This window comes from Micromonospora sp. R311 (assembly GCF_056780015.1).
This window is the reverse complement of sequence record NZ_JBSWCE010000017.1, coordinates 36,611-57,569: the sequence shown is the minus strand read 5'-3', so window position 1 is coordinate 57,569 and position 20,959 is coordinate 36,611. Positions and strand designations below refer to the sequence as shown.

The following is a 20,959-nucleotide window of genomic DNA, read 5'->3' as shown; positions in this document are numbered from 1 at the left end:
CGACGGACGTCGACGCGGGTCTGCGCTCGGATTCGCCTCTCCGGTAGGCCAACCGCCGACCGGCCGCATTGATCTGTCCGTTCGGTCAGATCACCTGGATGGCCGCCAGGACAACGGCAAATTGCGGTGAGACGAACTCGCCAGGACGGGAAACCGTACGTACAGTGGTGCCGCCCCCTGATCACGCGAGCTGGAGCACGCATGCCGGTTCAGACCAGCCGACGCCCCCCGTCGCTGGAGCCACCCCGCGCGTCCGCCCGGGTGTCCACGACGATTCCGGCGCAGCCCCGGAAGGGTACGAAGACCGGCGACGGTCCGGCCAAGAAGCGGCCGCGTCGCAGGGACCCGCTCTGGGCCCGGCTCACCGTGGTCTTCGGCGCCGTGCTGATGATGACCAGCGGCATCGCCATCGTCGGCAGCAAGGCACTGATCAACCAGGCCACCGGCAACATCGCCCAGCAGAACCTGCTCGGTGACGCCGGCAAGAGCGACGCCGAGGGTGGCGCCAACCTGGACGGCCCGATCGACATGCTGCTGCTGGGCGTGGACGCCCGGGAGCGGTGGGCCGCCGACGACGTCCGCGCGGACAGCATCATCGTGCTGCACATCCCGGCGACACACGACCAGGCGTACCTGATCTCGATCCCCCGGGACACCGAGGCGCAGATCCCGGCCTTCAAGAAGAGCGGCTACTCCGGCGGGGTCGACAAGATCAACGCAGCCTTCCAGGCCGGCGCCCGCAACGGCGGCGGCTGGGAGGGCGGCGCCCAGCTGATGGCGCAGACCATCAAGAAGATGACCGGGATCAGCTTCGACGGCGCCGCGATCATCAACTTCGGCGGCTTCAAGAACATCATCGAAACCCTCGGCTCGGTGCGCATCTGCGTCAGCCAGGAGGTCCAGTCGCTGCACATGTCGTACGTCGACGGCAAGCCGATGTGGAACGCGGACGCCAAGAAGACCGGCAAGCCGAGGACCCCGGTGGTGCACAAGAAGGGCTGCCGGGAGATGGAGGGCTGGGAGGCGCTGGACTACTCCCGCCAGCGCAAGACCCTGAAGAACGGCGACTACGACCGCCAGCAGAACCAGCAGCAGCTGATCAAGGCGATGGCCCGCAAGGCCAGCGAGAACGGCACGCTGACCAACCCGGCAAAGCTGAACGAGCTGATCAAGGCGGCGGGCAAGGCCTTCATCCTGGACACCAACGGGGTGGCGGTGGCCGACTTCGTCTTCACCATGCGCGGGGTCGGCGCCAACGAGTTGACCATGCTGAAGACCAACGGCGGCACCTTCCACGGCGACGGCGCGGGCAAGGAGACCTTCAGCGAGGAGACCCTGGCCATGTTCCGGGCGGTCAAGGAGGACAAGCTGGCCGAGTTCGTCTTCGCCAACCCCGGAGTGATCTCCACCCGCAAGTAGCGGCGCCCGCTTCACCTGATCCGCTTCGCGGTGGCCGGGTCGCGGCAGCCGCGGCGACCGCCGGGACGGATGTCGACAAACCGGGTCGATCCGGTCTGGCGCGCCCGTAGCCTGACGTGAGCAGGTTTCACGTACTGGCTGCGGGGAGGGTGCCACGTCCAGGTCGGGGCGGGACGGACGGGAACGGAGCCGGGCGGGCGCCCGGACCGCGCCGCCGCGCTGGTCCCGCATCCTGCTCCGGGTCGGGCTGGCGCTCGTGCTGCTGGCCGGGCTCGCCGTGTTCGGCCTGCGCGCCCTGACCGACCGGTACGACCGCGCCGTGCTCCGCGAGCAGCTGCTCGACCCGGCCGCCCGCCGGGACCGGACCGACCTCGACGGGCCACTGAACTACCTGCTCGTCGGCTCCGACGCGCGTCCCGGCAACAGCAACCCGGACCAGCGCACCGACACCATCCTCATCGTGCACGTACCGGCCGGGCTGCGGGCGGCGTACCTGATCTCCGTCCCCCGGGACCTGCTGGTAGCCATCCCGCCCGGCCGGAACGGCTTCGGCGGCGGGCAGGACAAGATCAATGCCGTGTTCGAGCACGGCGGGGGTGGCGAGGGCGGCGCGCGGTTGCTCTCCGCCACGCTGGCCCGGCTGACCGGGATCCGGTTCGACGGCGCGGCGCTGATCGACTTCTCCGGCTTCCGGAAGGTGATCGACCTGCTCGGCGGGGTGCGGATGTGCGTGCAGACCGAGGTCCGCTCGATCCACACCAACCGCGTCTTCAGCCCCGGCTGTCAGCAGATGGACGGGGCGACGGCGCTGGACTACGTGCGCCAGCGCTACGACCTGCCCGGCGGCGACTACGACCGGCAGACCCACCAGCAGCAACTGCTCCGGGCGATGCTGGAACGCGCCTCGGAGAACCGGCTGCGCACCAACCCGGTCAAGCTCGACCAGGTGATCCGGGCGGTGGGCGGCTCGCTGACCCTGGACACCAACGGCGTGCCGCTGGAGGACCTGCTCGTCGCGCTGCACGACCTGCCCGCCGACGCGCTGCGCGGCGTGCACGTCCCCTCCCATCCACAGACCATCGACCAGGTCTCGTACGTGGTGCTGGAGAACGGGGGCGACGGGCTCTTCGAGGCGGTCCGGGATGCCGAGGTGGCCGATTGGGCCGGGGCCAACCCCCGCTGGGTGACCCGGTTGTGACCGGACCGGCGGCCACGGCTGCGGCGGTCGGCCCGGCGAGGATCTAGGCTTGGTACCCGTGTTCGGACCCCAGGTTCCCACCGTGACCGTGCCCGAGATCGCCGACGACACCTACCTGCTCGACGTCCGGGAGGACGACGAGTGGGCCGCCGGCCATGCCCCCGACGCCCACCACCTGCCGATGATGGAGCTGCCGTCCCGGCTGGCCGAGGTGCCCACCGACCGCGACGTCGCGGTCATCTGCCGCTCCGGCGGACGTTCCGCCCAGGTCGTCGCCTACCTGCAGCGCAACGGCTGGGAGCAGGTGCGCAACGTGGCCGGCGGAATGGGCGAGTGGGCCGCCGCCGGGCGGCCGGTGGTCGGCGAGGACGGGCAGCCGGGGCGGGTCCTCTAGGCGGACGGGATGGCCGAACCCCTGGTCTTCGCGCACCGCGGTGCCTCGTACGACCTGCCGGAGCACACCCTCGCCGCCTACCTGCGCGCCCTCGACGAGGGCGCCGACGGGCTGGAGTGCGACGTCCGGCTGACCCGGGACGGGCACCTGGTCTGCGTGCACGACCGTCGGCTGGACCGGACCAGCAACGGTCGGGGCCTGGTCAGCGCGCGTACCCTCGCCGAACTGGAGGCGCTGGACTTCGGCTCCTGGCACCCGGGCTGCGTACCGGCCGACGGGGACGAGGTGCTCGACGAGTCGCACACCCGCCTGCTCACCCTGGAGCGGCTGCTCGACGCCGTACTGGCCGCCGGCCGGCCGGTCCGGCTGCTGGTGGAGACCAAGCACCCGTCCCGGTACGGCTCGAACGTCGAGCGCCGGCTGGTCGCCCTGCTGCGCCGGTACGGGCTCGCCGAACCGAAACCGGACGACCGGGTACAGGTCACCGTGATGTCCTTCTCCCCGCTGGCGGTCCGCCGGATCCGGGATCTGGCCCCCGCGCTGCCCACGGTGCTGCTGCTGGAGGTGCTGCCGCGCTGGCTGCGGCTGGGCCGGCTGCCCTTCGGCACCCGGATCGCCGGCCCGGGGATCGGCCTGGTGCGGGCCCGCCCGGCGCTGGTGCCGGCGCTGCGCGTGGCCGGCAACCAGGTCTACGTCTGGACCGTCAACGAGCCGGCCGACCTGGACCTGGTGCTCGCCGCCGGGGTGGACGGGATCATCACCGACCGCCCGGCGCACACGCTGGCCCGGCTCGGCCGCTGACCGCCCGCACGGCCCGCCCTCCGGGACGGCCCACGGCCACCGCGAGGGCCGAGCCGGCTGCCGTCGCCCCCGGGTCGATCGGGGCGGGGGTGTGCGAAAGCGGGGCGGCGCGGCACACTCGGGGCATGCCGGAGCGCGTCGACTTCCCCGCACTCATCGCCGGCCACACCGTGGTCATCGAGATGATCAACTCTGGGGACGCCGGGCTGCCGGTGCTCACCCAACTGCTCCGGGTGGCCCAGCCCGCGCTCGGCGCGGCGGGCATGGCGTTCGTGGAGTTCGGGCCGGCCGGCGGCCGGGTGATCGCCGCGACCGGTGCCGTCGAGTGGACCCTCGGCCGGCCGTTGGCGGCCGCCGACCCGGCCACCGTCTGGCTGCTCTCCGGCCCCCGGGTGCAGCAGGTCCGGACGGACCAGCTCACCGGCGAGATCCCCGAGGCGCTGGTCGCCCGGGGACTGCACCGGATCGTGATCTCCCGGGCGGAGATCGGCGGGCTCGCCGTCGGCAGCCTGCACGCCTTCTATCCACCGGGCGACGAGGAACCGGGCACCGCGCAGCACGGCGTGCTCGCCTACCTCGCCTCCTGCATCGCGCACATGTACGGCGACCAGAGCGGGCTGCCGGTGCACGGCGACGGCCCGGTGGTGGCCGCGCTCGCGGACGGGCTGGCGGTGGTCGACCGGGACGGGCACGTCCGGCTCTGGAACCCCGCCGCGGCCCAGGTGACCGGCCGGGCGGCCGGCCAGGCGCTCAGCCAGCCGCTGCCGTTCCCGCTGCCGCCGTCCGGGCAGGTGCTCGACCACCGGCTGCCCGACGGCCGGTGGCTGCGGATCACCTCCGGCGAGCTGCCCGGGCCGGGCAGCCTGCGCGTGGTCACCTTCCGCGACATCACCGACCAGCAGCGCCGCGACCACGACCGGGACCTGTTCGTCGCGGTCACCAGCCACGAGCTGCGGACCCCGGTGACCGTGATCAAGGGGTACGCGGACACCCTCACCGACCACTGGGAGTCACTGACCGACACCGACCGCCGGCAGGCCGCCCGGGTGATCGGCCAGCGCGCCAACGAGCTGGCCCGGCTGGTCGACCGGCTGCTCTCCTCCGCCGCCGAGCCCGTGCCGGGCGACGACCCGCCCGCGCCGTTCGACCTCGGTGACGCGCTCCGGGCCGCGGTGGTCGACCTGCCGGCCGAGCTGCGCCACCGGCTGGTCCTCGACCTGCCGGCCGACCTGCCCAAGGCGCTCGGCTACCGGCCCAGCCTGGCGACGGTGCTCACCGAGCTGAGCACGAACGCGGGCAAGTACAGCCCGCCCGGTTCGCCGATCGAGGTCACCGCCGGCTCCGACGGGCAGACCGTCTCGTTCCGGGTGAGCGACCGGGGCATCGGCATCCGCCCGGAGCACGTCGAGCGGGCGTTCGACCGGTTCTGGCAGGGCGAGTCCGGGGACCGGCGGCGCTATCCCGGCGCCGGTCTCGGTCTCTATCTCGTCCGCCGGATCGTTGAACAGCAGAATGGATGGGTATCCCTCCGACCGAGGGCCGGTGGCGGTACGGTCGCAGAGGTGCGGCTGCCCCGCGGGTGACCGGCGGCGGCGAGGTGAGAAGGGGCGAGCGTGTCGACGGGAGCGGTCGAACGGGCGTGGTGTGTGGTCGTGCCCCACCACGCCACCGGGGCGCGGCTGGCCCGGCGGAGACTCGCCGAGGAGCTGGCCGAGGTCGTACCCCCGACGTTACTGGCGGATCTGGTTGCGGTCCTGGCCGAACTGGTCGGCAACGCCGTCCGGCACGCCGACCCCCTGCCCGGCGGGGTGGTCCGGGTGGCCTGGCGGCTGTGGACGTCCGCCGAGGGCCAGCGGGTCGTGCTGCGGGTGACCGACGGCGGCGCGGCCGCGGGCCCGCGGATCCGGTCGGCGGACCCGGAGGCGGTCGACGGTCGGGGCCTGCACATCGTCTCCGGCCTGGCCGACCGGTGGGGCGTGGACCGCGACGGCCTGGGGCAGAGCGTCTGGGCCGAGTTCGAGCCGGCCGGCGTGGCCCGGTCGGACCTGGTCGTGGCCGGCTGAACAGCCACCGGGGGCGGGTCCTGCCCACGCCGCCCGGCTGCGGCCTCTAGGCTGTCTCGCCGTGAGCAAGCGTCGAAAGAGCCAGCGAGCCGCCGAAGCCACCCCGAAGCGGGAGAAGGTGCGCGACATCTTCGTGCCCCGGCCCTTCGAGGGGCTGACCGACGAGCCGGAGTGGATCGCCCTGCGCGAACTGGTGCCGGCCGCCTCCGCCCCGCTGCGCCTCGTACCCGACCTGGTCGAGGAGTTCGGCGACCGGCCGGTCACGCTCGCCACCGTGCTGCCGATGGCCGCTCCGGCGATGACCAAGCCCGACGGCCGGGTGTTCGTCGGGCTCCAGCGTCACCAGCAGTCCGGTGACGTCTCCCGGGACCTGGCCGAGGCGCTGCTCTGCGCGCTGCGTACCGAGCCGGGTCGCCAGGTGGCGGTGCCCCCGCTGCCCGGCCCGGGCCCCCGGTTGCAGGACGTCCTGGTGGACGGCCCGCTGGAGATCACCATGCACGACGGGTTCGAGTTCTGGCTCGACCCGGGCGCGGGCGAGGACCCGACCGTGCAGGCATCCCTGGAACGGGCCAACGCCGCCATCTACCCGACCGTCCGGCTGACCGCCGCCCGGGCCGCCTACTGGTGCCAGGTGCCGGAGAAGGCGCACGTGCGCTGGGTGCTGCCCGACGACGAGGACGCCGCGCTGGACGCCCTGGCCCGGCTCGGCGCCGCCGGCACGCTGACCCTCGGCGGGGACACCCGGTTCGCCGGCATGTTCCGCGCGCACGGGCGGCTGGTGCCGGTCTGGGACCTGCCGGAGGAGACGCCGGCCGGCGAGTGGGAGGACCCGGTCGCCGAGTTCGCCAAGCGGTACGCCGAGGCGCTCGCCGACCCCACCCCGCTGGACGCCGCCGGTCGCCGGGCCCGCCAGGGCCTGCTCGGTCGCCAGCTCACCCTGCGCTGACCCGAGGCGGGGGCGGCCGGTCAGCCGCGCAGCGGCTCGCGGACCAGCGGGCAGGACATGCAGCGCGGCCCGCCCCGGCCGGAGCCGAGCTCCGAACCGGCGATCGGGATCACCTCGATGCCGGCCCGCTCCAGCTGCGCGTTGGTCTCCACGTTGCGCTCGTACCCGACGCAGAGCCGGGGGGCGAGGGCGAGGGTGTTGTTGCCGTCGTCCCACTGCTCGCGTTCGGCGGTGACCGGGTCCAGGCCGGTGTCGATGACCCGGAGCTGGTCGAGGTCCATCGCGTCGGCGGCGGCCCGCAGGAACGGCGCCGGGCCGTCCACCCGCGGGTCCTCGCCGTCCGCGCCGGCGATCACGGTGTACGCCGAGAGCGTGTTCGCCACGTTCGGATACATCAGCACGGCGTCCACGTCGACCATCGTGCAGACGGTGTCCAGGTGCATGGTGGCCCGCTCCTGCGCGATCGGCACGACCAGGATGGTGTGCGCCAGCCCGGCGGCGAAGACCTGCCGGGCGAGGCGCTCGGCGCCGGCCGGGGTGGTCCGCTCGCCCACCCCCACCGCGAGCACGCCGGGCGCGAGCAGCAGCACGTCGCCGCCCTCCAGGTGCTCCAGGTTGGGGTGGTAGACGGCCTCGGTGCCGACGAAGCGCGGGTGGTAGCGGTAGATCGCGCCGGTCAGCGTGGCCTCCCGGCGCCGGGCCGGCATGGCCAGGCTGGTCACCCCGACCCGGTCGCCGATCCAGAGCGACGAGTCGCGGGTGAAGAGCAGGTTGGGCAACGGGTCGATGACGAAGTCGTGCCGGTCCATCAGCGTGTAGACCAGGCCGCCCGGCCGTTCCGGGCTGAGCCGCAGCTCCTCGTGGGCCAGCCCGGCGATCAGCACGTCGGCCAGCGCCACCGGGTCGAGGTACGCGAGGTGGTCGGCGACCCGGGCGCGCAGCGTGTCGCCGAGCCGGGGCGAGCGCAGCACCTCCTCGGTGAGCTCGGCCCGCGCCTCGTCCACGGCGAGCGTCTCGGCCAGCAGGGTGGCCAGGTAGAGCACCTCGACCCCGCGCTCGCGCAGGGCCGCCGCGAAGGCGTCGTGCTCCTCCTGCGCGCGGCCCACCCAGGGGATCGCGTCGAACAGGAGCGAGTCGTTGTTGCGCGGGGTGAGCCGGGCGAGTTCCGGGCCGGGGCGGTGCAGCATCACGGTGCCGAGCCGGCCGACCTCGCTGTCGACGTAGTGGGTCACCCTCGCAGCGTAGGGCAGGGTTTGGCGGCATCCGAGAAAACGACTGTGGATGAATATGGCATTCATCCACACTCACTCCGGCGCTCCAACTTGCCGAGTCCCGGGACTGGCAACGTAGGGTAGTGAGGACATAACTTCGAGGGACCTTTTGCCGGAGGTCGCGATGACTGTCTTTCCCGCTCGCCGAGCCGTATCCCCCACCCGGGCACTGCCGCCCGCGGCGGTGCCCCACCCCCGGGTGGAGTCGCCGGGGGTTCTCACACCGGCCCGTCCGTCCCCGTTGGAGTGGGCCCGCCGCCGGCGGGCGGAGCGGGGCGCGCGGCGGCTGGAGGCGGCCGGCGCGCGCGCCCTCGGCCAGCTCGACCACCTCGGCCCGGCCTGGCACGTCATCGAGTGGCCGCGCACCGACGTCGCCGACGTTCTGCTCGACCACGGCCAGGACGACCGGGCCGGCTTCCTGGCCATCGGTCCGAGCGGGCTCTTCGCGGTCACCATCGCCGACCACGGTCGGGCCCGGGTGCTGGTGGCCGGCGACGTGGTGCAGATCAACGGCAAGCGCCCGCCCTACGTCGCCGAGGCCCGCCGGGACGCCAAGCGGGCCAGCAAGGCGCTCAGTTCGGCGGTGGGCCACCCGATCCCGGTGACGCCGGTGCTGACCTTCGTCGGCTCCGGCGTCATCAGCGTCTACGGGCTGCCGAAGGACTGCCTCATGGCCACCCACCGGGAGCTGGACCGCCTGCTCGTGGCCGCGGGCAACCGGATCAGCCCGGCGACCGCCGAGAAGCTCTCCCGGGTCGCCCAGCACCCGAGCACCTGGTTGAACGGCACCTACCGTCCAGCGGCCGACTACCGGTGGTACGAGGAGGGCCGAACGGCCGCTGACAAGCCGGCCAACCGGCGGTAACGTCACCGGCGACGCCACGCGGCCCGGGTTGCCGCCGGCACCGCCGGTCGCGCCGTCGCCGGCCGCCCGATCAGGGCACCGATCACCACCGGCGGCCCGGTGGCCCACGCGCGATCGGCGTCCGGCCGGCGACCGGCTAGCGTGGACAGCCCGTCGGTGTACATAGGAGGCTCGGTGGCCCACGTCGAACTCTCGCTCTCGGAAGTCCTCGCGCCCCCGGCCGGGACACCGACAGAGCAGGAGTCCGACAACTTCGGCCAGTGGTCACTGACCGTCTCCCACGCCGACGAGCCGTGCCTGCTGATCGACGCCGAGACGAAGGTGGTCGCGGTCTCCGCCGCCGGCTGCGAGCTGCTCTGCCTCGGCGCGCCCGCGGACGTGATCGGGCTGCCGCTGCTCGGCGGTGGGCTGCGGCTGCTCGACTTCACCGCCAACCCGCGGGTGCTGACCGAGCAGGAGATCGACAAGATTCCGCCGCTGCTCGCGCTCTCCTCGGGGCGGCTCGCCCGCGGTCTGCTCCGCGTCCAGGCCACGTCGACCGGGGCGCCCGACGCGACCGTCGACGCGATCTCCACCCCGGTGCTCACCGACGGGTCGGTCGCCGGCTCGCTCACCTTCTTCTCCGAGGTCTGACCTGCGGCGGCGGTGTGGGGCTCGCCGCACGCGGCGAAGCTGGGGCCGGCCGGCGACCAGGCCGTAAGGTGCCCTCATGCTCGATATCGCTCTGCTGCCGGGGGAGTACGCCGTGTGCCGGTTGGCCGCCGACTCCACCCTGCCCACGGGGCTGTCGGGCGGTCTGCGCGACGGCGACGTCGTCACGGTGACCTGGACGGCCGACGGGATCTCGCTGATCTGTCCCGTCGACCGGGTGCCCGACCGGACCACCACCGAGACGGTCTGGCGGTGCCTGCGGGTGGCCGGGCCGGTCGACGTCGCGGTCACCGGCACCCTCGCCGCACTGGTGGATCCGCTGGCCGAGGCCCGGGTCAGCGCGATGGCGTTCTCCAGCTTCGACACCGACTACCTGCTCGTCCCGGCGGTGCGCCTCGGCGCGGCCACCACCGCGCTGGAACGCGCCGGGCACCGCGTCCTGGGCTGAGCTCCGGCCACCGCTTCACCGCGCCGGCCGATCCTCCTACGATGGGCTGGGCCACCCCCCGGCCGCAACGACGATCTCCGATGTCCGAGGACCCCCCGTGCCGCCCACCCCACCCCGCCGCGCTCCGCACGGATCGTCCCACCGTGTCCGGCCGCGCAGCCCGCGCCGCCGGCTCGCGGTGCTCGCCCCGCTGGTCGTCACGGTGCTCGCCGGCTGCGGCACCCCGCCGGAGCTGCGCACCGCCTCGCCCACGCCGGCGGCCGCCCCGAGCCGGACGGCCGCCCCGACGCCGGCCGGCACCGCACCCTCCCCGGTCAACCCGTCCGGCCTGCCCGGGCTCGGCACGCCCACCCCGACGGCCGACGCCGGGCTGGTGGCGGTGGCCTGCCCGAACGGGCCGACCGGCGGGCGGGTGGTCGACCTGGTCCGCGGCCGGGGCGGGGTGCTCCCCGCCGACGTGCGGGTACAGGTACGCAGCGGGCCGCTCTGCGCCGCCGACTGGCAGTACACGCTCCTCGACGTGACCGGTCACGAGCAGCTCCAGGTGGTCACCCGGGGCCCGGGGAGCGCCCCGCAGCTGGTCACCGCGGGCACCGACGTGTGCACCGCGGAGGTCCGGGCGGCCGGCCCGCCCGGGATCCGGAACCTGGCCTGCGAGGGCGGCACGCTCGGCGTACCGGGTGCGTAGGCTGTTCGCCATGCCGGGTACACCGCCGACGCGCTTCGTCTACCTCGGTCCGGAGGGCACCTTCGCCGAGCAGGCGCTGCGCACCGTCCCCGCCGCCGAGCGCGGCAGCCGCACGCCCGCCCGCAGCGTCCCCGAGGCGCTGGAGAGCGTACGGGCCGGGGACGCGGACGCCGCGCTGGTGCCGCTGGAGAACTCCATCGGCGGCGCGGTGGGGGTGACCCTGGACGAGTTGGCCGAGGGGGACCCACTGGTGATCACCCGCGAGGTGATCCTGCCCGTGGAGTTCGTCCTCGGCGCCCGGGCCGGCGCGTCGCTGACCTCGGTGCAGACCGTCGCCGCCCATCCGCAGGCGTCCACCCAGTGCCGGGGCTGGCTGCGGGAGCACCTGCCCGACGCGGTGGTGGTCGACGTGCTCTCCAACGGCGCCGCCGCGGCCGGGGCCGCCGCCGGCGACTACGACGCGGCGATCTGCGCGCCGATCGGGGCGGCCCGGCACCGGCTGGCCGTGCTGGCCGACAAGATCGCCGACCATCCGGACGCGGTGACCCGGTTCGCGCTGGTCTCCCGCCCCGGCCCGCCGCCGCCGCCGACCGGCGACGATGTCACGTCGCTGGCCGTCTACATCGCCCACGACCGGGTGGGCGCGCTGCTGTCCGTGCTGATGGAACTGGCCGTCCGGGGGGTCAACCTGACCCGGATCGAGTCCCGGCCGACCGGTGAGGCGCTGGGCCGCTACGTCTTCTTCCTCGACTGCACCGGGCACGTCGCCGACGTCCGGCTCGGCGAGGCCTTGCAGGGGCTGCGGCGGGTCTGCGCCGACGTGCGCTTCCTCGGCTCGTACCCGAGGCACCGCTGGACACCGACGGCGGGTGACCGGCCCGTCCCCGCTCCCGCCGGTCTCTCCGACGCCGACTACGCGGACGCCGCGGCGTGGCTCGCCCGGCTGCGCGCCGGCGAGCTGAGCTGAGCGCGGGGCGCCCCGCGAAGGCGGAGCGCCCCGGACCGGTCAGCTGAGCAGGCCGCCGAGCAGGCCGCCCTGCTGCTCCTGCGCACCGCTGCCCATGATCGGCGGCTCCTCGGACGGCTGCACCACGACGAAGCCCTGGCCGGCGAAGCTCATCGTGAACGCCTCGCCGGTGCGCCGGCCGAGCAGCGTGCCGAGGCCGAGCTGCTCGGCCCGGTGGTAGCCGGTCTGCAGGTTGGCCGACCAGCAGACCGCGGCCTGCGGGTCGACGTAGGTGGGGGCGTCCACGTTGAGCACCACCGGGGTGCCCTTGGTCGTGATGGCGATCCGGCCGTGGCCGCTGAAGACGCAGTTGAAGAGGCCGGACGAGGAGGCCATGCCGGCGCCGCCGACCATCCGGATGTCGTACTGCAGGGTCGAGTCGAAGGCCAGCACGCTGGAGCCGTTGATGGAGAGCGCGTCGCCCGGCTCAAGGTCGATGACGTGCACGTCCTTGGCGAAGTCGGCGAGGAAGACGTCACCGCGGCCGGTGACCTTCATCAGCGGCACGCCCTCGCCGGTGAGCTTCTGCTTGAGGAACTTGCCGAGCCCGCCCGAGCCGAGCGCCTGGAACTGCACCTGCCCCTGGTAGGCGACCATCGACCCGACCCGGGCCATCGCCTCACCGTTGAGCTCGATCTTCAACATCTTGGAGTTCTGCAGCCGCATGCCGGGCTGCGCGGACTCCTTCTCCAGGTTCTCCGCCGAGAACAGCTCGCTGCGCATGAAAGTGCCTCCTGAGGTCGTGATGCCTGCCTGCGAAGGTAGGTCAGACCCGCAACCGGCGGCATCGGCCGCTCAGGCCCAGCCCAGCTCGTGCAGGCGCGCGTCGTCGATGCCGAAGTGGTGGGCGATCTCGTGCACCACGGTCACCGCGACCTCGTCGATCACGTCGTCGTCGGTGTCGCAGATGCGCAGGATCGGGTGCCGGTAGATCAGGATGCGGTCCGGCAGCACCCCGGCGTAGTCCCAGCCCCGCTCGGTGAGGGCGTGCCCCTCGTAGAGGCCGAGCAGTTCCTCGTCGCCGGGCGGCGGGTCGTCCTCCACCAGGATCACGACGTTGTTCATCAGGCCGAGCAGTTCCTCGGGGACCTCGTCGAGCGCGTCGCCGACCAGTTCCTCGAAGCGTTCGCGGCTCATCTCCACCGGCACCCACCCATTCTGCCCGACCGCCGCCGCTCCGGACCCGGCCAAGATCCGCGCGGCCGTCCGGAAAGAGTGGCCGTCCGGGTGGGACGGCCACTCTCGCGGGAGGTGCGGGGTCGGGTCAGGAGGTGAGGCGGGCGGTAAGGGTGATCTCGGCGCCCGGCGACAGCAGGCGGGAGATCGGGCAGTTCGCCTTGGCGGCCTCGGCGAGCTTCTGGAACTCGCTGTCGTCGATGCCGGGCACCTGGCCGACGGTCTCCAGGTCGATCCGGGTCACGGTCATCCCGGCGTCGGTCTTGTCCAGGTGGACCTTGGCGGTGGTCTCCACCGAGGTCGGCGTCGAGCCGGCGTCGGCGAGCGCCTTGGAGAAGGCCATCGAGAAGCAGCCGGCGTGCGCGGCGCCGATCAACTCCTCGGGGTTGGTGCCCTCACCCTCCTCGAAGCGCGACTTGAAGGAGTAGTTCCCCTCGACCCCGCCCTTGCCGGTGCGGATCGTGCCGGACCCCTCGGTGAGGTTGCCCTGCCAACGTGCGGAAGCGGTACGGATAGGCATGCCCCGAACGCTAGCCGAAAGGAGTTGCCCCCTGCGACCGTTCGCGATCCACGTCCCACCCTGCCGCCTGTGTCATGATTCGGCTCAGGCCCGCGAACGCGGAAGGGTGACCGATGTCCCAGGATCTCCCCATCCCACGGCAGGAAGACCGGTCCGACGGTACGGCCGTCGTGGAGTGGGGCGCGGCTGAACCAGCCCCGGCGGGCCGGTTCGGCCGGGTGCTCGCCGGCCTGGCCGCCGACCGCCGGCTGCCCCCGCTGCTGGCCGGGCTCGGCGCGGTGGCCGCCGGCGCGTCGCTGGTCGGCGAGTGGCTGGTGATGACCCTGCCCAACGCCGGCCCGGAGGGGAACACCTCGGTACAGGTGCCCGGCGGGGTGTCCGACGTGGGCGGCTTCGGGGTCGGCTACCTGGTCGGGCTGCTCGGGTTGGCCTGCGCGGTCGGGCTCGCGCTGCGCGGCACCCCGGCCGTCCGGACGAACGCCCGGATCGCCGGCCTGACCCTGGCCGGGGCGCTGCTGACCCTGCTGGCCGCGACCGCCGCCGCGCTCGACGACACGAGCCAGCGCACCCTCTTCTACTCCACCGAGGACGGCTTCCGGGTCGAGTACGGCCGGGGGCTGGTGATGGCGTTCGTCGCCTGCGTGCTCTTCGCCGCGGCGCTCAAGCTGACCCCGGTCCGGGCCGTACCGCCGGACGGCGAGGAGGCCGACCCGGAGCCCGGCGAGCCGGTGCTCCGCGGCCGCCGGCGCCGGCCCGGGCGCGCGACGGCGGAGGACGACCTGCCACCGCCGGCCGACCTCACCGTCGGGCCGGCCATCCCGTTCGCCCGCCCCGAACCGCCGATCTGACCGGGGCGGCTGCCCCGCCCGGCGGCCGCCCGGACCGCCCCGGGCGGCGCTCAGGGCGTCACCCAGCGGATCTCGCCGTCCACCACGACCTCGGTGGCGCGCAACCCGAGCCGCTCGGCGACCCGGGCGGAGGCCCGGTGGTCGGGATGCACGTGCGCGAGCAGCGCCCGTACGCCGTGCCCCTCCAGCCAGCCGACCATGCCGGCGGTCGCCTCGCCGGCGTAGCCGCGACCCTGTTCCGGGGCGGCCACCACCCAGGCCAGTTCGGCAACCGGCCGGTCGCCGTCGAGCCGGAGGGTGGCTTGCACGGTGCCCACCGCCACGCCGGTGTCCCGGTGCCGGACCACCCAGTTCAACCAGCCCTGGGTGCCGTCCGGCGAGCGGCCGGTCACCTGCCGCCGGTAGCGCTCCCGCAACTCGTCCAGGCTCGCCGGCCGGCCACCGATGTACTCGTGCAGCACCGGGTCGTCGAGGAGCGGGGCGAGCTCCTCGGCGTGGTCCACCCGGAGCGGCTCCAGCACCAGCCGTTCGGTGCCGATGACCTCCGCCACCGGCCAGTCCCGTTCTGCCACCCGGTAACCGTACGGCCGGTCGCCGGGCCGCCGCGGCGGGGCGCGGAACGTCACCCGGGGTCCGTCGCCCGTTGGCACCCGATTCGCCGGGAAGCCATGGTTGCGGCCTGTTCCGCGAGGTACGGTTGCTGCCCGCCGTCGGAAGGGTCGAGGCACTTCAGGACCACGACGGCTGGCTGCGACGGCGGCGGGCGAAGGAGGAAACATGACCCGCCCGGGACTGCCCAAGCTGATCGCCACCGATCTCGACGGGACGCTCGTCCGCACCGACGACACGGTCTCCGCGTACACCCACGGGGTGCTCGACCGGGTGCGGGCCGCCGGGATCCCGGTGGTCGGCGCGACCGGCCGCGGACCCCGGCTGACCGAGCTGACCCGGAACGACATCCGCGCCGCGGACTTCCTGGTGATGGCCGGCGGCGGCCGGGTGGTCGACCAGAGCGACCCGGCCGGCCCGGTGGTGCTGCGCGACGAGCGGCTCTCCGGCGAGGTGCTGGCCCGGCTGCTGGCCGACCTGGAGGCCGCGGTGGGGCCGCTCACCGTGATGGTCGAGGCGTCGGACGAGCCCGACGCCCCGCTCTGGGGCGACTACCACCCGAGCTGGCCCTACCAGGACCGGTTCGAGGCGCGCAGCCGGGCGGAGTGCCTCTCCTGCGACGTGATCAAGGCGTTCGTCCGGACCGCCGACCACCATGTCGACGAGTTGCTGGCGCGGGCGCGCCGGATCGTGCCGCCGGAGGTGGCCACGCTCACCCAGGCGGGGCTCGGCTTCGTCGAGATCTGCCCGCCCGGGGTGGACAAGTCCACCGGCCTCGCGGTGGTGGCGCAGACCCTCGGGGTCGATCCGGCCGAGGTGCTGGTCTTCGGCGACATGCCGAACGACCTGCCGATGTTCGAGTGGGCCGGCTGGGCCCGGGTGGCGGTGGCGAACGCCCACCCGGCGGTCCGGGCCGCCGCCGACGAGATCACCCTGCGCAACGACGACGACGGGGTGGCGGTGTACCTCGATCGGCTACTGTCCCGCTGATGGGAGAGACACCCCGGCTGATCGCCACCGACATCGACGGCACGCTGCTCGCCGACGACCGGACGGTGAGCCCACGCACGGCCGCGGTGCTGGCCCGGATCGCCGCGCGGGGCACGCCGGTCGTGCTGGTCACCGGCCGTCCCATCCGCTGGCTCAAGCTGGTGTACGACCAGCTGGCCGAGCCGCTGCCGGCGATCTGCGCCAACGGCGCGGTGGTCTACGACCCGGCCGCCGACGAGGTGCTCCGCGCCGACCCGCTCGCCCCGGAACTGCTCGCCGAGGTGGCCCGCCGGCTCCGCGCCGAGGTGCCCGGGGTGAGCTTCGCGGTGGAGATCGTCGACAGCCGGCAGATGCGGCACGAGGCGGGCTACCCGCTGCGCTGGGACGCCGACCACGCCGCGATCCGGGCGGTCGAGACTCCCGAGGAGCTGCTCGCCGCCCCGGCGGTGAAGCTGCTGGCCCGCGCCGGCCAGCAGGACCCGGACGCGTTCCTGGCGCTCGTGGCGGGAGCGCTGGAGGGGCTGGCGGAGGCCACCCACTCGTCGTACTCCGGGCTGGTGGAGATCTCCGCGGCCGGGGTGACGAAGGCGGCCGGGCTGGCCTGGTACTGCGCCCGGCTCGGCATCGACGCCCGGGACGTGCTGGCCTTCGGCGACATGCCCAACGACGTGCCGATGCTGACCTGGGCCGGCCGCGGGGTGGCGGTGGCCAACGCGCACCGCGCCGTCCTGGAGATCGCCGACGAGGTCACCTCGGCGAACTCCGCGGACGGCGTGGCCGCGTATCTGGAGCAGGTCTTCGGGGTGGGCTGAGCCGGTCAGAGGTACTGGCCGGTGCTGTGCCCCTCGGTGCCCTGCTGGCCCATGCCCGGCATCCCGGGCACCATCCCGCCCGGCCCGCTCGGCAGCGCCTGCCGGCCGGAGCGCATCTGCTCGAGCTGCACCCGGGCGGCCATCTGCTGGGCGACCAGGGCCGCCTGGATGCCGTGGAACAGGCCCTCGAGCCAGCCGACCAGCTGGGCGTGCGCGATGCGCAGCTCGCCCTCGCTCGGCGTCTGCTCCTCGGTGAAGGGCAGCGAGATCCGCTCCAGTTCCTCGCGCAGCTCGGGGGCGAGGCCCTCCTTCAGCTCGACGATCGAGCGCTCGTGGATCTCCCGCATCCGGTTGCGGCTGGCGTCGTCCAGCGGAGCCGCCTTGACCTCCTCCAGCAGCTGCTTGATCATGCTGCCGATCCGCATCACCTTGGCCGGCTGCTCGACCAGCCGGGTCGGGTCCTCGCCCTGCCCCTCCTCGGTCTGCACGGTGCCGACCGGCCGGCCGTCCGGGCCGACCACCACCACGGTGCCGGAGTGACCGGCGCCGTCGGCGTCCGGCTCGTCGTTCTGTCCAGCGGAATGCGCTTCGGTCATGGGATCCATCTTTACCCAGCCGGCCCCGTCCGTGCGCGCCGGGACCGGGGTCGGTGGCGGGGAACCACCCGGGCGGGCGCGCTACCGTCTGGCCCATGCCCGCCGACCCCCGCGCCGTCCTCACCCGCCCGGCACCGGCGCCGGACCACACCGTCGCCTACGGCGCGCACCCGGACCAGATCGCCGACCTGCGCCGCCCGGCCGGCGACGGACCGGCCCGACGGCTCGTGGTGGTGGTGCACGGCGGCTTCTGGCGGGCGGAGTACGACCGGACGCACACCGGCCCGCTGGCCGCCGCGCTGGCCGCGCTGGGGCACCCGGTGGCGCAACTGGAGTACCGCCGGACCGGTCAACCGGGCGGCGGCTGGCCGGGCACCCTGGCCGACGTGGTGGCCGGCGTGGCCGCGCTGCCCGGGCTGGCGGCCGACGCCATGCCCGGCCGGGTGGCGGCCGGGTCGCCGATCCTGGTCGGCCACTCGGCCGGAGGCCAGCTCGCGCTCTACGCGGCGGCCACGGTTCCGGCGGCGGTCGGCGGGGTGCTGGCCCTCGCCCCGGTCAGCGACCTCGCCGAGGCGTACCGGCTGGACCTGGACGGCGGCGCGGTGGCCGCGCTGCTCGGCGGCGGACCGGCGGAGTTCCCGGACCGGTACGCCACCAGCGATCCACGGTCGTTGGTACCACTGCGAACACGGACAGTAGTCGTGCATGGCGCGCTTGACGAACAGGTGCCGGCGGCCATGAGCCGGAGCTTCGTCGCCGCCGACCGGGCAGCCGGCGGCGATATCCGGCTGGTCGAGCTATCGGAATGCGAGCATTTCGGGCTTATCGACCCGGAGTCGACGGCCTGGCCGGAGGTAACAACCGCTTTCCGAAGCTTGCATGAAGATCACTAAGCATTGACGCAGCGTCGCCAAGCAGGTAGAACGCCGAGGGGGCGCTGATCAGCCCTGCAACGCTCCCGGAAGGAACTCGGTGTCGCAGATGAACCGCAGGCGGGCACTCCAGCTGCTGGCCGCCCTGGGTACGGCCGGATTCGCAGCCGGATGTGGCTCTGAGTCGGAGGGCGAGCCGGCCACCCCGGGAAGCCCGATCAAGATTGGTCTCGTGGCGCCGACGTCCGGCAGCTTCAAGGCGATCGGCTCCGAGATCAAACAAGGCTTCGAGCTCTTCCTCGACCTCAACGAGCAGAGCCTCGGCGGCCACCCGGTCACCCTGGTGACCGCCGACGAGGGCGACAGCGCCAAGACCGGCGAGGAAGCCGTCAAGAACCTGCTCAACGAGGGGGTGCTCGCCCTCACCGGCGTGGTCCGCTCGGAGGTCATGGTGGCCATCCGGAACACCGTCGAGCAGGCCCGGGTGCCCCTGGTGGGCTCCAACGCCTCGCCGAGCAGCCTGCAGAGCGTCGTCTACATCTGGCGCACCTCGTACGTGCTGGACGAGGCGGGCCGCGCGCTCGGCCGCTACCTCAGGACCGAGCTCAAGCCGTCCGACAAGCTGGCCATCATCGTGCCGGAGGACGTCAGCGGCCAGGACGTGGTGCGCGGGTTCCGGGAGGAGTTCGGCGCCTCCGACTCCCGGATCAAGGACCCGGTGGTCTGGACGTCGGCGAAGCCGGACCCGAACAAGTCGGACTACGCCGCCGACATCCGGACCGCGCTCAACCGGAAGCCGACGGCGGTGTTCTGCCACTTCGCCGGGGACGCCGCGGTCGAGTTCATCCGGCAACTGCGCCAGTCGGGCTTCTCCGGGACGATCTACGCGCCCGGCTTCCTCACCGAGGGCACCGTGCTCGAGAGCATCAAGCCCCGGCAGTACGCGCTGGGCATCCGCACCGCGCTGAACTACTCGGCCGACATCAACAACGCGGCCAACCGCCGGTTCGCCGCGGCCTACCGGAAGAAGCACAACTCGTCCCCCACCACCTACGCGATGGCGTCGTACGACGCGGCGCAGGTGCTGGACCAGGCGATCCGGCTCGCCGGCGCGGAGCCCAACCCACAGCAGGTCAACCTGGCGCTCGGCAAGATCGGCCAGATCGACAGCCCGCGCGGGATCTGGCAGTTCAACCAGCCGCGCACCCCGCAGCAGAAGTGGTACCTGCGCGAGGTGCAGAACGACGGCCAGGTGCTCTCCAACATCCTGATCAACGAGCTGGCCACGCTCGGCTGAGCGGGCCAGCCGCACACGCGCCGGGGCCGGCCTCCCGCGCGGGAGGCCGGCCCCGGGTCGTACGTGAACCGGCCGGGTCGCGTCCGGCTCAGTGCCGCAGCTCGGCGATGCAGCACTTCACGCTGCCGCCGCCCTTCTTCAGCTCGGCCAACTCCACCGGCACCGGGTGGTAGCCGGCGGCCTTGAGCTTGCCGGCGAGCCGGGTCGCCTCGCTGTTGAGCACCACGTTCAGGCCGTCGCTGACCAGGTTCAGCCCGAACGTCATGGCGTCCTCGTCGTCCGCCACCACCGCGTCCGGGAAGAGCTGGGCGAGCACCCGCTGGCTGGCCGCCGAGAATGCCCCGGGGAAGTAGACGATGTTGGTGTCGTCGATCGAGGCCAGCGCCACGTCCAGGTGGTAGAAGCGGGGGTCGACCAGGCGCAGCGACACCACCGGGCGGCCGAGCGCCTCCTGCGCCTCGGCGTGCGCGGGCAGCTCGGTGCGGAAGCCGTGCCCGGCGAGGATCAGCCCGCCGTGCGCCTCCGGCAGGTACGCGAAGTCGCCCTCGCCCTCGTTGGTCTCGCTGGGCGCGATGAACCGCCAGCCCCGGGACTCGTAGAAGGCCCGGTGCGCGGCGGCCTCGGCGGCCCGCTGCTCGTGCTTGAACTGGGCGCCGTAGACCGTCCCGTCCACGACGAAGGCGCCGTTGGCGGCGTACACCATGTCGGGCAGACCCGGCTCGGGGGCGAGCAGGTGCACCTCGTGACCGAGACCCACCAGGGTCTCGCGCAGCCGGTCCCACTGCTTGACCGCCAGCTCCGGGTCGACCGGCGTGGTCACGTCCATCCACGGGTTGATCGCGTACTCGACCGCGAAGTGCTCGGGGGAGCACATGAGATATGTCCGCTTTCGCGGGACTCGCTGCTGGTTCACGGTCACCAAGAGTAGGTACCCTACAACTTTGGTAACAGCCACAACCATTGCATGCCAGAGGCGGAACGTTGCAGATAGATGCCGTTGACCAGCGGATCATTGCGTTGCTCGTCGCCGACGCCCGCGCCTCGTACGCGGACATCGGCACCCGGGTGTCACTCTCCGCCCCGGCGGTCAAGCGACGGGTGGACCGACTGCGCGCCACCGGGGTGATCCGGGGATTCACCGCCGTCGTCGACCCGGCCGCCGTCGGCTGGACCACGGAGGCGTTCGTCGAGCTGTTCTGCGCCGGCCGGACCACCCCGGCGCAGATCGGCGTGGCCGCCCGCCGGCACCCGGAGGTGGTCGGCGCGTACACCGTCTCCGGCGAGGCGGACGCGCTGGTGCACCTGCGCGCGGCGGACATCGCCCACCTGGAGGCGGCCCTGGAACGGCTGCGGGCCGAGCCGTTCGTGACCTCCACCCGCAGCACCATCGTGCTCTCCCGGCTGGTCGAGTCCCCCGGCGTCGGCCCCTCCGCCGGCTGACCGGCCGCGCCGCCCTCCGGTCCGCAGACGCACCGCCGCCTCCGGACCG

25 protein-coding genes are annotated in these 20,959 nt (G+C 73.6%); 18 read left to right on the top strand and 7 right to left on the bottom strand.

Features of this window, described 5'->3' with window-relative positions:
• Nucleotides 1-201: 201 nt before the first annotated feature.
• The 7 genes from AC1WTP_RS16325 to AC1WTP_RS16295 all read left to right on the top strand — a co-directional run bounded on the left by AC1WTP_RS16325 (nt 202) and on the right by AC1WTP_RS16295 (nt 6,821).
• Nucleotides 202-1,419: an LCP family protein gene (locus AC1WTP_RS16325; RefSeq protein ID WP_481650105.1), complete on the top strand. Its 1,218-nt coding sequence runs from the start codon at nt 202-204 to the stop codon at nt 1,417-1,419.
• Between the two features lie 256 nt (nt 1,420-1,675).
• Nucleotides 1,676-2,617: an LCP family protein gene (locus tag AC1WTP_RS16320; RefSeq protein ID WP_481650104.1), complete on the top strand. Its 942-nt coding sequence runs from the start codon at nt 1,676-1,678 to the stop codon at nt 2,615-2,617.
• 58 nt (nt 2,618-2,675) lie between these two features.
• Entirely contained in the window at nt 2,676-3,011 is a 336-nt protein-coding gene (locus AC1WTP_RS16315; protein WP_447138159.1) for a rhodanese-like domain-containing protein, read from the top strand.
• A 9-nt stretch (nt 3,012-3,020) separates the two neighbouring features.
• Entirely contained in the window at nt 3,021-3,812 is a 792-nt protein-coding gene (locus AC1WTP_RS16310) for a glycerophosphodiester phosphodiesterase (RefSeq protein ID WP_481650103.1), read from the top strand.
• 125 nt (nt 3,813-3,937) lie between these two features.
• A complete protein-coding gene (locus AC1WTP_RS16305; RefSeq protein ID WP_481650102.1) occupies nt 3,938-5,395 on the top strand; it encodes a PAS domain-containing sensor histidine kinase in 1,458 nt (485 codons plus the stop codon).
• Between the two features lie 63 nt (nt 5,396-5,458).
• Nucleotides 5,459-5,875, top strand: a complete 417-nt coding sequence (locus AC1WTP_RS16300; RefSeq protein WP_481650191.1) for an ATP-binding protein — start codon at nt 5,459-5,461, stop codon at nt 5,873-5,875.
• A gap of 61 nt (nt 5,876-5,936) precedes the next feature.
• Nucleotides 5,937-6,821 (top strand): DUF5926 family protein, encoded by an 885-nt coding sequence (locus AC1WTP_RS16295; protein ID WP_481650101.1) that lies wholly within the window; start codon nt 5,937-5,939, stop codon nt 6,819-6,821.
• Nucleotides 6,822-6,841: 20 nt separating this feature from the next.
• Here AC1WTP_RS16295 and AC1WTP_RS16290 read toward each other — a convergent pair whose 3' ends face one another.
• On the bottom strand, nt 6,842-8,008 hold the full coding sequence (locus AC1WTP_RS16290) for an arginine deiminase (RefSeq protein ID WP_481650190.1): 1,167 nt from the start codon (nt 8,006-8,008) through the stop codon (nt 6,842-6,844).
• Between the two features lie 208 nt (nt 8,009-8,216).
• Between AC1WTP_RS16290 and AC1WTP_RS16285 the strand changes: the two genes are divergently transcribed.
• The 5 genes from AC1WTP_RS16285 (at nt 8,217) to pheA (ending at nt 11,711) form a co-directional block, all read left to right on the top strand.
• Complete coding sequence (locus tag AC1WTP_RS16285) at nt 8,217-8,957, top strand: hypothetical protein (protein WP_447138155.1); 741 nt, start codon at nt 8,217-8,219, stop codon at nt 8,955-8,957.
• A gap of 174 nt (nt 8,958-9,131) precedes the next feature.
• Nucleotides 9,132-9,590, top strand: coding sequence for a hypothetical protein (locus tag AC1WTP_RS16280; protein ID WP_481650100.1), 459 nt, complete (start codon nt 9,132-9,134; stop codon nt 9,588-9,590).
• 76 nt (nt 9,591-9,666) lie between these two features.
• Nucleotides 9,667-10,056: an ACT domain-containing protein gene (locus tag AC1WTP_RS16275; protein WP_481650099.1), complete on the top strand. Its 390-nt coding sequence runs from the start codon at nt 9,667-9,669 to the stop codon at nt 10,054-10,056.
• A 97-nt stretch (nt 10,057-10,153) separates the two neighbouring features.
• The gene (locus AC1WTP_RS16270) at nt 10,154-10,744 is read left to right on the top strand and encodes a hypothetical protein (protein ID WP_481650098.1); all 591 of its coding nucleotides are present in this window, start codon (nt 10,154-10,156) and stop codon (nt 10,742-10,744) included.
• A 10-nt stretch (nt 10,745-10,754) separates the two neighbouring features.
• Complete coding sequence (pheA, locus tag AC1WTP_RS16265; RefSeq protein WP_481650097.1) at nt 10,755-11,711, top strand: prephenate dehydratase; 957 nt, start codon at nt 10,755-10,757, stop codon at nt 11,709-11,711.
• 39 nt (nt 11,712-11,750) lie between these two features.
• On the opposite strand, the gene AC1WTP_RS16260 is transcribed toward pheA, so the two are convergent.
• From AC1WTP_RS16260 to AC1WTP_RS16250, 3 genes are all read right to left on the bottom strand, one after another.
• Nucleotides 11,751-12,473: an AIM24 family protein gene (locus AC1WTP_RS16260; protein WP_481650096.1), complete on the bottom strand. Its 723-nt coding sequence runs from the start codon at nt 12,471-12,473 to the stop codon at nt 11,751-11,753.
• Between the two features lie 72 nt (nt 12,474-12,545).
• A complete protein-coding gene (locus tag AC1WTP_RS16255) occupies nt 12,546-12,893 on the bottom strand; it encodes a metallopeptidase family protein (RefSeq protein WP_481650189.1) in 348 nt (115 codons plus the stop codon).
• A gap of 121 nt (nt 12,894-13,014) precedes the next feature.
• Complete coding sequence (locus tag AC1WTP_RS16250; RefSeq protein WP_447138150.1) at nt 13,015-13,446, bottom strand: OsmC family protein; 432 nt, start codon at nt 13,444-13,446, stop codon at nt 13,015-13,017.
• Nucleotides 13,447-13,559: 113 nt separating this feature from the next.
• Between AC1WTP_RS16250 and AC1WTP_RS16245 the strand changes: the two genes are divergently transcribed.
• A complete protein-coding gene (locus tag AC1WTP_RS16245; protein WP_481650095.1) occupies nt 13,560-14,294 on the top strand; it encodes a hypothetical protein in 735 nt (244 codons plus the stop codon).
• 50 nt (nt 14,295-14,344) lie between these two features.
• On the opposite strand, the gene AC1WTP_RS16240 is transcribed toward AC1WTP_RS16245, so the two are convergent.
• Nucleotides 14,345-14,866: a GNAT family N-acetyltransferase gene (locus AC1WTP_RS16240; protein ID WP_481650094.1), complete on the bottom strand. Its 522-nt coding sequence runs from the start codon at nt 14,864-14,866 to the stop codon at nt 14,345-14,347.
• 205 nt (nt 14,867-15,071) lie between these two features.
• On the opposite strand from AC1WTP_RS16240, the gene AC1WTP_RS16235 reads away from it, so the two are divergent.
• Complete coding sequence (locus tag AC1WTP_RS16235) at nt 15,072-15,893, top strand: HAD family hydrolase (protein ID WP_481650093.1); 822 nt, start codon at nt 15,072-15,074, stop codon at nt 15,891-15,893.
• A complete protein-coding gene (locus tag AC1WTP_RS16230; protein WP_481650092.1) occupies nt 15,893-16,705 on the top strand; it encodes an HAD family hydrolase in 813 nt (270 codons plus the stop codon). The genes AC1WTP_RS16235 and AC1WTP_RS16230 overlap by 1 nt, the downstream gene beginning before the upstream one ends.
• A gap of 5 nt (nt 16,706-16,710) precedes the next feature.
• Here the strand turns inward: AC1WTP_RS16230 and AC1WTP_RS16225 are convergent, their stop codons facing one another.
• Nucleotides 16,711-17,310, bottom strand: a complete 600-nt coding sequence (locus tag AC1WTP_RS16225; RefSeq protein ID WP_481650091.1) for a bacterial proteasome activator family protein — start codon at nt 17,308-17,310, stop codon at nt 16,711-16,713.
• A gap of 86 nt (nt 17,311-17,396) precedes the next feature.
• Between AC1WTP_RS16225 and AC1WTP_RS16220 the strand changes: the two genes are divergently transcribed.
• Nucleotides 17,397-18,194, top strand: coding sequence for an alpha/beta hydrolase family protein (locus AC1WTP_RS16220; protein ID WP_481650090.1), 798 nt, complete (start codon nt 17,397-17,399; stop codon nt 18,192-18,194).
• Between the two features lie 79 nt (nt 18,195-18,273).
• Nucleotides 18,274-19,470, top strand: a complete 1,197-nt coding sequence (locus AC1WTP_RS16215) for an ABC transporter substrate-binding protein (protein ID WP_481650089.1) — start codon at nt 18,274-18,276, stop codon at nt 19,468-19,470.
• A gap of 88 nt (nt 19,471-19,558) precedes the next feature.
• On the opposite strand, the gene ddaH is transcribed toward AC1WTP_RS16215, so the two are convergent.
• Nucleotides 19,559-20,392: a dimethylargininase gene (gene ddaH, locus AC1WTP_RS16210; RefSeq protein WP_481650088.1), complete on the bottom strand. Its 834-nt coding sequence runs from the start codon at nt 20,390-20,392 to the stop codon at nt 19,559-19,561.
• 59 nt (nt 20,393-20,451) lie between these two features.
• Here ddaH and AC1WTP_RS16205 point away from each other — a divergent pair, with 59 nt between their 5' ends.
• A complete protein-coding gene (locus tag AC1WTP_RS16205; protein WP_481650087.1) occupies nt 20,452-20,910 on the top strand; it encodes an Lrp/AsnC family transcriptional regulator in 459 nt (152 codons plus the stop codon).
• Nucleotides 20,911-20,959 lie beyond the last annotated feature (49 nt).

Excerpts from the sequence above, each read along its gene's own strand:
- AC1WTP_RS16325 (WP_481650105.1), top strand. The coding sequence starts at position 202 with ATGCCGGTTCAGACCAGCCGACGCCCCCCGTCGCTGGAGCCACCCCGC.
- AC1WTP_RS16310 (WP_481650103.1), top strand. The coding sequence starts at position 3,021 with ATGGCCGAACCCCTGGTCTTCGCGCACCGCGGTGCCTCGTACGACCTG.
- AC1WTP_RS16305 (WP_481650102.1), top strand. The coding sequence starts at position 3,938 with ATGCCGGAGCGCGTCGACTTCCCCGCACTCATCGCCGGCCACACCGTG.
- AC1WTP_RS16290 (WP_481650190.1), bottom strand. The coding sequence starts at position 8,008 with ATGCTGCACCGCCCCGGCCCGGAACTCGCCCGGCTCACCCCGCGCAAC.
- AC1WTP_RS16285 (WP_447138155.1), top strand. The coding sequence starts at position 8,217 with ATGACTGTCTTTCCCGCTCGCCGAGCCGTATCCCCCACCCGGGCACTG.
- AC1WTP_RS16275 (WP_481650099.1), top strand. The coding sequence starts at position 9,667 with ATGCTCGATATCGCTCTGCTGCCGGGGGAGTACGCCGTGTGCCGGTTG.
- pheA (WP_481650097.1), top strand. The coding sequence starts at position 10,755 with ATGCCGGGTACACCGCCGACGCGCTTCGTCTACCTCGGTCCGGAGGGC.
- AC1WTP_RS16260 (WP_481650096.1), bottom strand. The coding sequence starts at position 12,473 with ATGCGCAGCGAGCTGTTCTCGGCGGAGAACCTGGAGAAGGAGTCCGCG.
- AC1WTP_RS16250 (WP_447138150.1), bottom strand. The coding sequence starts at position 13,446 with ATGCCTATCCGTACCGCTTCCGCACGTTGGCAGGGCAACCTCACCGAG.
- AC1WTP_RS16245 (WP_481650095.1), top strand. The coding sequence starts at position 13,560 with ATGTCCCAGGATCTCCCCATCCCACGGCAGGAAGACCGGTCCGACGGT.
- AC1WTP_RS16235 (WP_481650093.1), top strand. The coding sequence starts at position 15,072 with ATGACCCGCCCGGGACTGCCCAAGCTGATCGCCACCGATCTCGACGGG.
- AC1WTP_RS16230 (WP_481650092.1), top strand. The coding sequence starts at position 15,893 with ATGGGAGAGACACCCCGGCTGATCGCCACCGACATCGACGGCACGCTG.
- AC1WTP_RS16225 (WP_481650091.1), bottom strand. The coding sequence starts at position 17,310 with ATGGATCCCATGACCGAAGCGCATTCCGCTGGACAGAACGACGAGCCG.
- AC1WTP_RS16220 (WP_481650090.1), top strand. The coding sequence starts at position 17,397 with ATGCCCGCCGACCCCCGCGCCGTCCTCACCCGCCCGGCACCGGCGCCG.